General features: G+C 38.9%; 10 protein-coding genes. 9 read left to right on the top strand and 1 reads right to left on the bottom strand.

What is annotated here, in order from left to right:
* Entirely contained in the window at positions 1 to 3207 is a 3207-nt protein-coding gene (locus QRX23_RS04315; RefSeq protein ID WP_330156034.1) for an SMC family ATPase, read from the top strand.
* Between the two features lie 266 nt (positions 3208 to 3473).
* Here QRX23_RS04315 and QRX23_RS04320 read toward each other — a convergent pair whose 3' ends face one another.
* The gene (locus QRX23_RS04320; protein ID WP_131473636.1) at positions 3474 to 3950 is read right to left on the bottom strand and encodes an NUDIX hydrolase; all 477 of its coding nucleotides are present in this window, start codon (positions 3948 to 3950) and stop codon (positions 3474 to 3476) included.
* A gap of 115 nt (positions 3951 to 4065) precedes the next feature.
* Here QRX23_RS04320 and QRX23_RS04325 point away from each other — a divergent pair, with 115 nt between their 5' ends.
* The 8 genes from QRX23_RS04325 to QRX23_RS04360 all read left to right on the top strand — a co-directional run bounded on the left by QRX23_RS04325 (position 4066) and on the right by QRX23_RS04360 (position 13917).
* On the top strand, positions 4066 to 5769 hold the full coding sequence (locus QRX23_RS04325; protein WP_330156035.1) for a hypothetical protein: 1704 nt from the start codon (positions 4066 to 4068) through the stop codon (positions 5767 to 5769).
* Positions 5770 to 5779: 10 nt separating this feature from the next.
* Positions 5780 to 5920 carry a hypothetical protein gene (locus QRX23_RS04330; RefSeq protein ID WP_164222804.1) on the top strand — a complete coding sequence of 47 codons (141 nt, stop codon included), beginning with the start codon at positions 5780 to 5782 and terminating at the stop codon, positions 5918 to 5920.
* Between the two features lie 21 nt (positions 5921 to 5941).
* Entirely contained in the window at positions 5942 to 7210 is a 1269-nt protein-coding gene (locus tag QRX23_RS04335; protein WP_164222807.1) for a tetratricopeptide repeat protein, read from the top strand.
* Positions 7211 to 7361: 151 nt separating this feature from the next.
* The gene (locus QRX23_RS04340) at positions 7362 to 8063 is read left to right on the top strand and encodes a tRNA (adenine(22)-N(1))-methyltransferase (protein ID WP_330156036.1); all 702 of its coding nucleotides are present in this window, start codon (positions 7362 to 7364) and stop codon (positions 8061 to 8063) included.
* On the top strand, positions 8050 to 8847 hold the full coding sequence (locus QRX23_RS04345; RefSeq protein ID WP_330156037.1) for a Nif3-like dinuclear metal center hexameric protein: 798 nt from the start codon (positions 8050 to 8052) through the stop codon (positions 8845 to 8847). The genes QRX23_RS04340 and QRX23_RS04345 overlap by 14 nt, the downstream gene beginning before the upstream one ends.
* Positions 8848 to 8865: 18 nt before the next feature.
* Positions 8866 to 10101, top strand: coding sequence for a peptidase T (gene pepT / locus QRX23_RS04350; RefSeq protein WP_330156038.1), 1236 nt, complete (start codon positions 8866 to 8868; stop codon positions 10099 to 10101).
* Positions 10102 to 10161: 60 nt separating this feature from the next.
* On the top strand, positions 10162 to 10344 hold the full coding sequence (locus tag QRX23_RS04355; protein WP_002827338.1) for a hypothetical protein: 183 nt from the start codon (positions 10162 to 10164) through the stop codon (positions 10342 to 10344).
* A 135-nt stretch (positions 10345 to 10479) separates the two neighbouring features.
* Complete coding sequence (locus tag QRX23_RS04360) at positions 10480 to 13917, top strand: pyruvate carboxylase (RefSeq protein ID WP_150221852.1); 3438 nt, start codon at positions 10480 to 10482, stop codon at positions 13915 to 13917.
* The last annotated feature ends 77 nt before the right edge of the window (positions 13918 to 13994 follow it).

The following is a 13994-nucleotide window of genomic DNA, read 5'->3' on the forward strand; positions in this document are numbered from 1 at the left end:
ATGCGTCCTATAAAATTACAGTTGAACAATTTTGGACCGTATGATCATGCAGTGATTGATTTTTCGAATTTTACAGAATCTAAATTATTCTTAATCACAGGTGATACAGGTGCTGGTAAAACAACCATATTTGATGGTATGACCTATGCATTATTTGGTGAAGGCACTGGTGAACGCCAACCTGAAGATATGCGTAGTGAATTTGCGGATACAGTTTCTGAAACAAAAGTCATTTTTTGGTTCGAACATAATGGTCATTTCTATGAAATTAAACGAACACCAACACAGATGCTGAAAAAAAAGCGGGGAGCAAAATCAGATTTGGATTTAACCGCTCATAAAGCCACTGTTTCTCTTTTAGAAGTCGATAACACACTCAAAACGCCTGTTGCTGCACTAGGAGATAAGGCGACGGTTGTTAATGACCAAATTAAAGAATTATTGCATTTGAATGCTGAGCAATTTCGCAAAATCATTTTGTTACCGCAAGATAAATTTCGTGAATTTTTAAGTGCTCAAAGTGATGAAAAAAAGGTAATTTTACGCCAATTATTTGGTACAGCAATTTTTGATCAATTTACTAATGAGCTAAAGCAACAACAAAAAATATCTGATAGTAATTTGGAAAAAATTGTTTTTCAACGAAATGAACGACTAAATCAAATTAGTTGGCCACAAGATGACATTGAAACAATCGCGCCAACTGCAGAAGAAAAATTGGCAGTCTTGATTCAGATGAATAAAGATATGCGGGTGACGATAACTGAGCAGGGTAATCAGCTAGCAGTTGCTCGAGAAAAATTGCAATCTGTGCAGCAAGAATATCAAGATGGACGACGAATTGCTGATTTATATACACAATTAGCAAAACGACAACAAGATTTACATGAAAAAAAGACGTTTAAACCAGAAATTGACCAGAAAACAGTTTGGTTGCGCACGTTACGTTGGGGTGCAGCACAACGTTCAATAGTTGATAAGCAAGATCAATTGAAAGTGCAACTTAGTGAAACGTCAGAAAATAAGCAACAAATTGATAAAGCAATAAGTGTCCTAAAGCAACAACAATCGAGTTTAAAGGACGCGCAAGCAAAGCATAATGAACAACAGGAAAACATTGCTGAGAAACGGGTAGTGCTACAACAAATTCAAAGTGATTTACTTCCTAAATCGCGTCAACTGATGAAAGCTCAAGAAAAATTGCAACAGGCGATTGCAGCAATAAAGTCAGGAGAACAAACACAACAAGCGTTAACAGGACAATGCCAAACTGCCCAAAGTGACTTAGTTACACAACAAAAACATTTATCTGATAAACAGAAAATTACCGTAAATGAAATTAATTTAACAAGGTTGATTTCACAGATAGCGTCTCTGGATGATAAGACTAGTGAGTATGATTCCCGACAGATAGCTTTAAAAGAAATAAAAGCACAAGCAACCGAATTAGCAGGACAAGTGGCTACGGCAGAAAATAACCAAGCTTTGCAACTTCAAAAATTACAGGAACAGCAATCTTTACGTCGCGATATCTTAATTCAGCAACTAAAGCAAGAATTACAGGTGGGGGAGCCTTGTATCATTTGTGGCCAGATTTATCAAGGGCAACAGCATGATCATGAAATGGATAGTTCAATTTCATATATAGATTTAAAAAATGCCATTCAAGCGGTTGAAGAGACGGAGCTAGCAGTTAGAAAAGCGACTGCACAGCTAGCCAAAGTTAAAACGGATCACCAGACTAGTTTAACTAAAATTGATAGTGAACAAGTCTGGTTGACATCACGAAAAAATGAAATAGCACATCTTTATGAGCAATTAAAAACTGACTGGCAGCAGATCATGGGGACTTTAGATCAATCTTTCGGTCAATTACCGACTGCCTTTGACAATAATTTACTCAAAGAGACTGGGCAAATGGCATTAGACTTTATGCGTGATACTAAGGCGCAGATTGATGTGTTAACACAGGATATTGTCACGAAACAGCAGCAAGTGCAACAAATTAAGGATAAAATAGTTGGAAATAATCAGACTCTAGTCTTACAGAAAAATACCAAGCAGGATTTGACTAAGGAAATTGAACAACTCACTGGTGCATCTGAAGGATTACTATCGGAGATGGCCTATGAACAAAAAATTGAGCGACTTCAAACTGAAATCAAACAATATGAGGGCTTTGGGACAAAGTTAAGAGAACAATTGTTAACTAACGAAAATAGTCAGCAGGAAAAGCAACAACAATTGACAGGCGTTCAGCAAAAATTACAGCAAATTCAAGACGATTTAGTCAATGAACAGAAGATTTTAAATGAGTCAATTGATGAAGGCCCGGTTAAAGATTTGACAGCATTTTCAGACTTGATGACACATTTACAACAAAATCCAGACGAAATCAATCAATTGCATGATGAGATTATGGCTTACCAGACAAGCATCAAAAACTTGTTTTCAGAAGTAGCAGATTTACAACACCAAATTGGTAATGAAAATCATCCTGACTTAGAAAAATTGCAAGGACTTGTTAATGAACAACAAACTTTTGTTGAGCAACAAGTTGCTGATTATACGGCTAAGAAAGCACAATTAGATCAACAAATAAAGATTGAGCGGTCGGTACAGAAATTACAAGATGAATGGTTGGCGCAACAAGCTGCTGGTAAAGATCTATTTGCGTTGGTGCAAGCAGTTGATGGTAACAACGACAAGCGATTACGGCTCGAATCATTCATTTTACGGCGCTTCTTATACGATGTGTTAGAGTATGCTAATCGTCATTATATTGGTGTGCTATCCGCTGGCCGATACCAATTTATTTTGTCAGATCGACAAGCAGGTCGAGCAAATCAAAATGGCTTAGATATTGACATCTATGATCAAGATGGCGGTAAAATCAGAGCGACGAGTACACTATCCGGTGGGGAGTCATTCATTGCAGCGCTTTCGATTGCCCTTTCAATGGCTGAGATTGTCCAGCATCGAGCAGGTGGTGCAAAAATTGACGCGCTATTTATTGATGAGGGCTTTGGCTCACTTGATGAACAAACACTTTCACAAGCTATGGAAGCTTTGAGTATGGTTGAGCAGAGTGGCCGATTAGTGGGTATTATTTCGCACGTTACGTCAATGAAACAGCAAATTCCGCAACAGTTAGCAGTTAAAAAATTAGGTAATGGACGCAGTAAATTGACTATGCATATGCTTTAGAGAGATAAAAGTCTATAATTAATACATTTTTAGCACAAAGAGGTTGGGACAGATGTTGTCTCAGCCTTTAATTTTTGTGATAAAAGATATTAATTAAACGCATGTTAGTTTGACAGCATAAACGCGTTCCAAAAGTCTGAAGCCTCAATGTAACGCAATTTACGACATTTCTGTCCTTCGCTTTGCTTCGGCCAAAAATGACGAAAACTACGTTACACACCGGCTTCAAAACGACTTTTGTCTCGCTCTCCTTACGCTATTTACGTTTAAAAGTACCAGCCATAAGGCACTTGATTGCTAATTTGATCGATAGCTAATTGATGCTGTTTGTTGTACATCTTGGGTTGCTCAGATAGTGGAACAAATTTTAGTGACAATGTCTCGTCACCGTCGGCAATGAGTGTACCACCAACTCTTTCAACTTCAAAAAGAAACATTGGAATTTGTGCTTTGTCACCTGAAGGGAACGTATGATGAAAATTGGTATCAACACCAATTAATGCCTTAATTTTAACATCAATACCGGTTTCTTCTTTATATTCACGAATGAGTGATGTTGGGGCAGATTCACCTAAATTCTGCATACCACCAACAAGGCTCCAGCCGATTTCGCCGTCACCACGTTGCTCCATGAGAACTTTTTGATGCGTCTCATCAAACAAAATACCAGCAACACCTGGCATAATAATTTCTTCATGGCCAATTTTTTTACGTAAATTCTTAAAGTATTGTTCCATAACCATTAATGGCAGCCTCCTAAGTTAGTGTCTGAGTTCATCATAGCATACCGGTGGGAAACTTAAAAAAGGCTGATATTATGGTACAATTATGGTATCTATTTTATATGAGGAGAAATGCATGATTACATCATTTTTAGTTCTGGAAATTACGGCTATTGTGACGTTTCTATGGGCAAAAAAATTAAGGCTTAGCAAATTAGATTGGTTGGCAGTTGGTATTGCTACTGTCATGAATGCTATTTTTGTGTATTGGTGGATGCCAGTGCCGACACTATCACAATTAGTAATTCCAGTGGCAATTGAAACCACGCTAATCAGTATTTGGTCGGTGATTACTGGTGCATCGTCTGTCCTAGTTGAGCGAGTGACGAATGGTAAACGTTCATTTAGTATACAGGGCATTACTTTTTGGCCATTTATTATTTCGTTTGTAGCTATTGGTATATCAGTATCTGCAGGCGTATCAAAGGCACTAACTGTGCGACCAATGTATCATTCTGTCCAAGCAGAACACCATAAAGAAGCACCGTTGACTAAGGACGATCAGCCAATTGCTTTGTCAGCACAAGCAGCAAAAAATATGATGAAAAAGGCTTTCTCACAAGTGCCAGATTCGTCAATGTATGAATTAGGTGATTTATCGGCACAATATATTAAAGGAAAGCCATATTATGTAGCGCCAGTAGAATTTAATGGTTTTGTATCATGGTTTATGAATCGTGAATTACCAGGCTATTTTATCATTTCAGCAACTGATATTAATGACACAGCACACTTCGTGAAAAATGATATGGCTTATTCTGAAACGAGTTGGTTCTCGCATAGTATTGCTCGTAAAATTTATATGGCTAATCCACGATATCAACAAGTTGGTGAGCCAATTTTAGAAGTTGATAATCATGGCAAAACATATTGGGTACAAACCCTATTACGTGTTCGATGGGCTGGTCAATTATTGTTTGATAATATTCATGTTGCAATTACTAGCGCAGACAGTGGGCAAACAAAAGTTTATAAAACAAATGAATTACCTAAATGGGTCGATGTTGGTGTTTCACCTGAGGCAGCAACCTTAATGAATCGAACATATGGTAATCCATATGCATTTAATTTCCGACACAAGAATCAAATCAAACCAACTGAGAATGGTTCTGAAAGTGGCGTGACCCCTATGTTTAATGTTAATGGGTCATTGGCATATTTTGATGATTTTACAACGGTACGTTCAAATGCGGATTCGGATAAGGGCTATTCACTAGTTGACACACGAACTGGTCAATTACGGTTCTATACCGGTAAAAATGTTGGTATCATGGATTCTGAAGGTGCGATGAAAGTTGCTAAGCAGTTACATCCACAAAATAAATGGCATGGCTCGAATCCAGTTATTATGAATATTGACGGCACTCCAACTTGGGTTGTTTCGATGATGGATAATAACGAGCGTTTCCGTGAGTATGCCTATATTAAAGGTGCTGACCAGAATGTTATTGGTGAGGGTGCCAATGCATCAGACGCACTGTCATCTTACCGTAATGCCCTTGCCGGTAGCGTGCAATCAGCAGCTGCAAGTGATCAAAAGGTTAAAATCAAAAAGGTTAGCGGTAAAGTCTCTCGCGTTAATACTAATGCGACGTTAAATAGTAAACAAGTTGTTGTCTTTAAGTTGACCGATGATCAAACGCTGTACACTTTGGATCCTTCACAAAGTCAAACTGCTCTGTTAATGCAGGCAGGTGATCAAGTTGATCTGAAGGTTAAGTCTATTAAGGGAGCTGCGGTCGCTAATGTTGTTTCAATAACAAATGAATCATTGAAGTAGGAAGAATTTTATGGGAAAAGGCACAATTAAATCAAATGATTTTGCTCGTGGTGCAGCAAAAAAAGGTCAGGTAACTGCTGATCAAAAAAAATCAGCACGACAAGCTTTGCTTGCACAAGCAAAACAAAAAGCACAAAAAAACAAACATTAAGTGCTGAGAAAGGATGGCGTTATGGCAAGTTTTGCAGAACGTATGCTTGATGAATTATCGAGTGGACAGTTAGATGCGGCAAAGAAATCTTTTGCATCATCTTTAAGATATGATGATGATGACACAATTTATTCGTTGGCTGAAGAACTCTATGGGTTAGGCTTTTCTAACCAAGCTAAGCGTGCCTATAAGAAATTACTAGATAAATATCCAGATGAAGATCAATTACGGACATCATTGGCTGATATTGCGATTGATGAAGATAATACAGATCAAGCATTGATGTATCTGTCAGAAATTTCAAAGGATTCAACAGCTTATATTGAATCCTTATTGGTTGCGGCAGATTTGTATCAATCAGAGGGATTGACAGAGGCTGCAGAAGATAAGTTGCTGACGGCATATCAACAAGATTCAGAAGAACCAATTATTCAATTTGCGCTCGCTGAATTTTATTTTGCGACAGCAAAGTACCAGACGGCAATTCCGTATTATCGCCAACTTATTAAAAATGGTGAGCGTTACTTCTCAGGCTTGGATATTGTATCGCGAATCGGTGTTGCGTATGCGTTAGTTGGTAATTTTGATAATGCGCTCGGTTATTTGGAGCAAATTAACGATGCTGATATGACGCCAGATGTGCGTTTCCAGCTAGGTTTGACTTATGCCACAAATCCGGAGAATCAACAAAAAGCAATTAAAACTTTTACTGAATTGCGTGATATTGATGCATCTTACGTTGGTGTATATGATCCATTAGCTCAGCTCTATATACAAACACATGAGCCTAAAAAGGCATTACTTACTTACCAAGAAGGTATTGCTGTTGATCCTTTTAATATCAAGTTCTACCAAGAAGGTGCTAAAATTGCAGCTGAATTGGATGAGAATGAACAAGCGAATGCGCTTTATAAAGAGGGATTAGCTAATAACCCTGACGATTCAGTTCTTGTGACAAGTTATTCTAATTTCTTGGTACAAACGGGAAATGATATTGATAATATTAATCTGCTAAATGATTTCTTTGATGATGATGATACTGATGTAAATCCACAGCTTTATTGGAATTTGGCACAGAGCTATACAGCATTAGAAGACTTTGAAATGGCAACCAAGTATTGGCATGCAGCATTGCCATTCTTTATGGATAAGCCTGACTTCTTGAAACCAGCCTATTATTATTTCAGAGATGAAGGTGAACGTGAACTTGCACTGCAAGCCTTGCAACAATATGTCAAATTAGTCCCTGAAGATTATGATATGGTAGCAACTTTACAAGACGAATTTTAAAAATACAGATATAGCATACTTTTTTAATGATGGTTATCATCGTTGGAAATGTATGCTATTTTTATGTGTTTTATGCTGTTTGTCACGGTGTGTTTAAAAATGTATAATATGATTATTAGAAATTAATAAGATATAGAAATGAGGATGGACAATGGACGCTTGGCATTTGTCAAAACGTTTAGCTGCAGTGGCTGATTTTGTTCCCGATGGCGCTCGAATGGCAGATATTGGATCAGATCATGCGTATTTGCCAGCCAATTTATTATTAAATAAACATATTTCATTTGCCATTGCTGGAGAAGTTGCACCGGGTCCACTTGCTAATGTTGAAACGGAAATACAGCGTCATCGCCTTAATGATGTGCTAATGCCACGTTTAGCAAATGGATTGGCAGCAATTAAAACAAGTGACTTAATTGATACCGTCGTTATTGCTGGTATGGGTGGTCGCTTAATTTGTCAAATTTTAACGGATGGCGAATTGGACAAATTTCGATATCATCGGCTTGTTTTACAACCAAATATAGATACAGATTTGGTAAGAGCGTGGTTAGCTGAAAATAGTTATCATTTGGTTGATGAAGCTGTCGTTGCAGATGATGGTCATTACTATGAAATATTAGTTGCCGAACCAGGAAATGTAACTTATTCTTTGCAAGAGTTAAAATTTGGTCCCTACAATTTAACGGAGCCTTCACCAGCATGGTTAGAAAAATGGCAACGAGAGGTCGTACGTATTCGTCATATTATGAATAAACTTGAATCTGCTGGTCAAACAGAAAGTGACGCTTATCAAGAATATGGCAAAGAAGTACAGACGATTATGGAGGCGATTGCGTATGCTAGCATGTGAATTAATGGCACAAATTGAGACGTATGCGCCGAAGTCTTTAGCCTGGGAGAAAGATCCAATTGGCTTGCAACTGGGTGATCCCCAAAAAGAAGTTCGTCGGATCATGACGACTTTAGATGTTCGACCAGAAGTCGTGGATGAAGCTGTTGACAGACATGTTGATTTTATTTTTGCACATCATCCAATGATGTTTCATCCCGCTAAAAATTTGGACCTGTCAGTGCCACAAAATGCCATGTATGCCAAGTTAATTAAGCATGGCATTGTTGTTTATGCAGCACATACTAATATGGATGCAGCCGCGAATGGTATGAACGATTGGTTGGCTGCAGCATTACAACTTAATAATGTGCAACCATTGATACCAAATGCTGATGGTCAAACTGGACTTGGCAGAATTGGACAGTTAACCAAGCCCCAAACAGTTAAAGAATTTGCAACTTTTGTACGTGATTTATTTCAGGTTAAAGCTGTGCGGGTTATCGCAAATGATTTGCAACGACCAATTCAACGTATTGCTGTTTTAGGTGGTGACGGAGGGGATGACTATCCAACGGCAATCGCTGCTGGCGCTGATGCCTATGTCACAGCGGATTTTTATTATCATACAGCACATGATGTTTTGGCTGATGATTTTGTAGTTATTGATCCAGATCATCATATGGAGGCGATTGCTAAAAAGCATATGGTAAATTTGATTACTGATTGGCAGCAAGAGAATAATTGGGTCATAGATGATGTATTTGCATCAACAATTAACACTGACCCATATACTTATATTTAATAAAAAAAGAGGTGCAACATGACAGAAGAACTTTACCCTAATTTAGTTGATCGTTTTATTGATTACGTTAAAATTAATACGCAATCAAATGAAAATTCAACGACAATTCCATCTGATCCTAAAGAAGTCGCATTCCTAAAAGACTTGGCCAATGAATTAAAGACGATTGGTTTGGAAAATGTGCGGACAATGTCTGATGGTTATGTATTTGCTGAATTATCAGCAAATATCGATAAGCAAGTACCAACGATTGGGTTTATTTCGCACGTAGATACAGCTGATTTTAATTCAGAAAATGTGCAACCACAATTTGTGACAGATTATGATGGCCAATCAGAAATCAAATTAAACGAAGATTACTCGCTAACAATTGAAGATTTTCCATCATTAAAGAAATATGCGGGTCATACATTAATTACAACTGATGGTACAACATTATTGGGTGCAGATGACAAGGCTGGTGTTGCAGAAATTGTATCGGCTGCAGAATATTTCATTGCTCATCCAGAGTTGAAGCACGGCAAGCTTGTATTTGCATTCGGTCCTGATGAGGAAATCGGTATTGGGGCAGATAATTTCCATGTTGCAGAATTTGGGGCAGATTTTGCTTATACGGTCGATGGTGGACCACTTGGTGAACTAGAGTGGGAAACTTTCTCAGCTGCTTCGGCAGTTATTGAAATTCAAGGACGTAATGTGCATCCTGGAACGGCTAAAGATACAATGGTAAACGCTTTGCAGGTTGCTATTGATGTGCACAATGCGCTACCAGCTGGCGATCGTCCAGAATTAACAGAAGGTCGTGAAGGATTCTTCCACCTATTGAGCTTATCAGGTACTCCTGAAGAAGCACGAATGGACTATATTATTCGTGACCATGATCGACAAGAGTTTGAAACCCGTAAAGCATTGATGGGGCAAATTGTTGATCGCTTGAATAGTGAATTAGGTACAGATCGTATTACACTCACTTTAAAGGATCAATACTACAACATGGGTGAAATTCTTAAGGACGATATGACGCCAGTTGATTTGGCAGCTGAAGCAATGCGTGAATTGGACATTGCGCCAATTATTGAACCTGTGCGTGGTGGTACGGATGGATCAAAAATCACCTTCTTGGGGTTGCCAACGCCTAACCTATTTGCCGGGGGTGAAAATATGCACGGACGTTATGAGTATGTTTCAACGAAGGTAATGGCGCAAGCAACCGATACAATTATTAAAATTGCGACTTTAAATGCTGAAAAATAAGCTAAGTATAATTTAAGACATTAGTGATATCATACTTAATAATCAGATTGGGGGAATTAAATGTTTTTTCTAATTATTATGTTGATCATTGGTCTCTGGTGGTGGAAGAGTTCACGGCGCATTAAGCAGGTCGTAGCTAGAGTACAAGATCAATCATCTTTTCAAACTAAGCAGCAAACAACACATCATGAGAATGTCTTTGATGGTGAATTTGAAGAAATCAAATCAAACCATCGTCAATAATTGTTAAAAATAAATTAAGCGTCATATACTATATTTTGTGGTATGTGGCGCTTTTTTCTGATAAACTAAATGAAAACATCGTTATTTTAATGAGATGTTTATCATAAATCTGGGTGTTAAGGGGAGTTCAATCAAATGGAAAAGTTGTTGATTGCAAACCGAGGTGAAATTGCGGTGCGGTTAATACGTGCAGCAAAAGAACTCGGTATTAAGACGGTTGCTATCTTTGCAAAAGAAGATGAATTTGCGGTTCATCGTTTCAAGGCTGATGAAGCTTATCAGGTGGGTGCAGGAAAAGCACCGATTGCTGCATATTTAGATATTGCAGATATTATCCGCATTGCAAAGCAAGCAGGTGTAGACGCAATCCATCCGGGATACGGTTTCCTATCAGAAAATGATGAATTTGCCGCTGCTGTAGCTGCTGCCGGTATTAAATTTGTTGGGCCTAAGGTCGAACACTTAAAAATGTTTGGTGATAAAATCATCGCCAAACAAATTGCAATTAAGGCTGATGTGCCAACGGTTCCAGGTACAGACCATCCCGTTGCTGATGTTGCTGAAGCTTTAGCTTTTGGTGAGACCCATGGTTATCCATTGTTTGTTAAGTCAGCAGCTGGTGGTGGTGGTCGTGGTATGCGTGTGGTAGAACACGAAGAGGAGCTCAAAGAAGCTTTTGAACGTGCAGCATCTGAAGCTAAGCAAAGTTTTGGTAAGCCAGATATATACTTGGAAAAGTATTTGCGTGATCCAAAGCACGTTGAGATTCAAATTTTGGCGGATGAACAAGGTGAAGTGATGCATCTGTTCGAACGCGACTCATCAATTCAACGTCGTCATCAAAAGATTATTGAATTTGCACCAGCGGTTTCAGTTTCTGTGGCTATGCGCCAACGTATTCAAGATGCTGCATTACGGTTGATGCGTAGCGTTCACTATCAAAGTGCTGGAACAGTTGAGTTTTTAGTTGAAGGTGATAATTTTTATTTCATTGAAGTTAACCCACGTGTGCAAGTTGAACATACCGTGACAGAAGAAGTGACGGGTATTGATATTGTAAAATCACAATTATTGATTGCCCAAGGATATGGCTTGCATGAGGCACCATTAAGTATTCCTGAACAAGATCAATTACACGCAGTTGGTGTGGCCATTCAATCACGTATTACAACAGAAGATCCAGCAAATAACTTCATGCCTGATACGGGTAAAATTGACTGGTATCGTTCGCCAGGTGGTACAGGTGTTCGTTTGGATGCGGGAAATGTTTATGCCGGTGCCACGGTGACACCTTATTTTGACTCGCTACTTGTTAAACTGATAACACATGGATCTGATTTTGCTGCTGCAGTTGATAAAATGCAACGTGCATTAAATGAATTTGTTATCCGTGGTGTCAAAACAAATATTCCATTTTTGAAAAACGTTTATGCTCACCCAACATTTAGAGCAGCGGATGCACCAACAACATTTGTCGATAACCATCCAGAACTATTCGAAATCTTGCCAGACAAAGATCCAGAGCGTAAAGTATTGCGGTATGTCGCTGAAACGACTGTTAATGGATTCCCTGGTTTAGATCGTGATCGACCAAAGATATATACCACAACACACTATGAGCCAACGCAGCAAACAACACTACCTGAGAAGTTAGTAACGGCTAAGGACGTTTTAGATGCTAAGGGACCAGATGGTGTCGTTGATTGGTTAAAGCAACAGGATAAAGTATTGCTGACGGATACAACGATGCGTGATGCTCATCAATCATTATTTGCGACACGATTACGTACCAAGGATATGGCAGCAATCGCAGCTGATTCACAACTTGCCTTGCCAAACTTGTTTTCAAGTGAGATGTGGGGTGGAGCAACTTTTGATACAGCTTATCGTTTCTTAGGTGAGGATCCTTGGGAACGTTTACGTATTTTGAGAAAGAAAATGCCACGAACACTAACGCAAATGTTGTTCCGTGGTTCAAATGCGGTTGGCTATCAAAACTATCCAGATAATGTTCTAGAAGAATTTATTAGACTATCAGCTACTAATGGTATGGATGTCTTCCGTATTTTCGATAGTTTAAACTGGTTACCACAGATGGAAAAGTCTATCCAGTATGTCCGCGATAATAATAAGTTAGCAGAAGTCGCAATGGCTTACACGGGTGATATTTTAGATCCATCAAGAACGAAATATAATTTAAAGTATTATACGGACTTTGCACAAGAATTAGTTGATGCGGGTGCACACATCATTGCCATTAAGGACATGGCGGCACTATTAAAGCCAGAAGCTGCTTATCAATTGGTAAGTGCGTTGAAGGATAAGGTTGATGTACCAATTCATTTACACACCCACGATACAACTGGTAACGGTGTATACACTTATGCACGAGCCGTTGATGCAGGGGTTGATGTCATTGATGTTGCGATGTCAGCATTCTCAGGCGCAACATCACAACCATCAATGGGTGCAGTCTACTACTCTTTGACAGGACATGATCGTCAACCAGAATTAGACATTCATGCAGCCAATCGAATCAATGATTACTGGACTGGGGTAAGACCATATTACCGGGACTTTATGAGCGAAACAGCTGGTACACAGACGGATATCTTTGAGGTTGAAATGCCGGGTGGTCAATACTCTAATTTGCAACAACAAGCGCAGGCATTGCGTCTGGGAGATCGTTGGAACGATGTTAAGAAGATGTATGTGACAGTTAATCAGATGTTTGGAGACATTATCAAGGTAACCCCTTCATCTAAGGTTGTTGGTGACATGGCATTGTTCATGGTGCAAAATGATTTAACGCCAGAAAAAGTGTTAGCTAATGGACAATCAATTGATTTCCCACAATCGGTTATTGATTTCTTTGCTGGTGATTTGGGTCAGCCGGTTGGAGGATTCCCAAAGGATTTGCAAAAGGTTGTTTTGAAGGGACAAAAGCCGATTACAGTACGTCCGGGTGAATTAACGGCACCGGCTGATTTTGCAACTGAAGAAGCAGCTTTGAAAGAAAAAATACACCGACAACCAACCGCTGAGGAAGTCATTTCATATATTCTCTATCCAAAGGTCTTTTTGGATTATATGGCTAATAATGATAAATTTGGTCCAATGACTGTACTAGATACGCCAACCTTCTTCCAAGGCATGCGCTTAGGTGAGCGTATTGATGTTAAAATGGGTGAAGGCCAAACGGTTATCTTCCAACTTGAAGAAATTGGTGAGCCAAACGTTGATGGTATCCGCACATTGTACTTTGATGTGAATGGCACACCACTTGAAGTTGATGTTCAGGATGCAAGTATTCAAACAACGACTGTTGTTCGTCGAAAAGCTGAACCATCAAATGAACATGAAATTGGTGCAACTATGGCAGGAAGTGTCTTGTCAGTCAATGTTGAAAATGGTCAAAGTGTCAAGCAAGGTGACACGTTGCTTGTTACTGAAGCAATGAAGATGGAAACAACTGTTCAAGCACCATTTAATGGAACCATCAAACAAGTTTATGTATCTGCAGAAGATATGGTAGACGGTGGCGACTTACTTTTGGAGATTGAGCCAGCCTAGCATTAAACAACAAAAAAGAGTAAAAGGCATTCATACTAAATGACTAACGAAACAGGCTTGCTGCCTAGAAAAAAATT

The sequence above is a fragment of the Weissella paramesenteroides genome, assembly GCF_036327715.1.
Classification (GTDB): domain Bacteria; phylum Bacillota; class Bacilli; order Lactobacillales; family Lactobacillaceae; genus Weissella; species Weissella paramesenteroides.

Excerpts from the sequence above, each read along its gene's own strand:
- QRX23_RS04335 (WP_164222807.1), top strand. The coding sequence starts at position 5,942 with ATGGCAAGTTTTGCAGAACGTATGCTTGATGAATTATCGAGTGGACAG.
- QRX23_RS04315 (WP_330156034.1), top strand. The coding sequence starts at position 1 with ATGCGTCCTATAAAATTACAGTTGAACAATTTTGGACCGTATGATCAT.
- QRX23_RS04360 (WP_150221852.1), top strand. The coding sequence starts at position 10,480 with ATGGAAAAGTTGTTGATTGCAAACCGAGGTGAAATTGCGGTGCGGTTA.
- QRX23_RS04340 (WP_330156036.1), top strand. The coding sequence starts at position 7,362 with ATGGACGCTTGGCATTTGTCAAAACGTTTAGCTGCAGTGGCTGATTTT.
- QRX23_RS04325 (WP_330156035.1), top strand. The coding sequence starts at position 4,066 with ATGATTACATCATTTTTAGTTCTGGAAATTACGGCTATTGTGACGTTT.
- pepT (WP_330156038.1), top strand. The coding sequence starts at position 8,866 with ATGACAGAAGAACTTTACCCTAATTTAGTTGATCGTTTTATTGATTAC.
- QRX23_RS04320 (WP_131473636.1), bottom strand. The coding sequence starts at position 3,950 with ATGGTTATGGAACAATACTTTAAGAATTTACGTAAAAAAATTGGCCAT.
- QRX23_RS04355 (WP_002827338.1), top strand. The coding sequence starts at position 10,162 with ATGTTTTTTCTAATTATTATGTTGATCATTGGTCTCTGGTGGTGGAAG.
- QRX23_RS04330 (WP_164222804.1), top strand. The coding sequence starts at position 5,780 with ATGGGAAAAGGCACAATTAAATCAAATGATTTTGCTCGTGGTGCAGCA.
- QRX23_RS04345 (WP_330156037.1), top strand. The coding sequence starts at position 8,050 with ATGCTAGCATGTGAATTAATGGCACAAATTGAGACGTATGCGCCGAAG.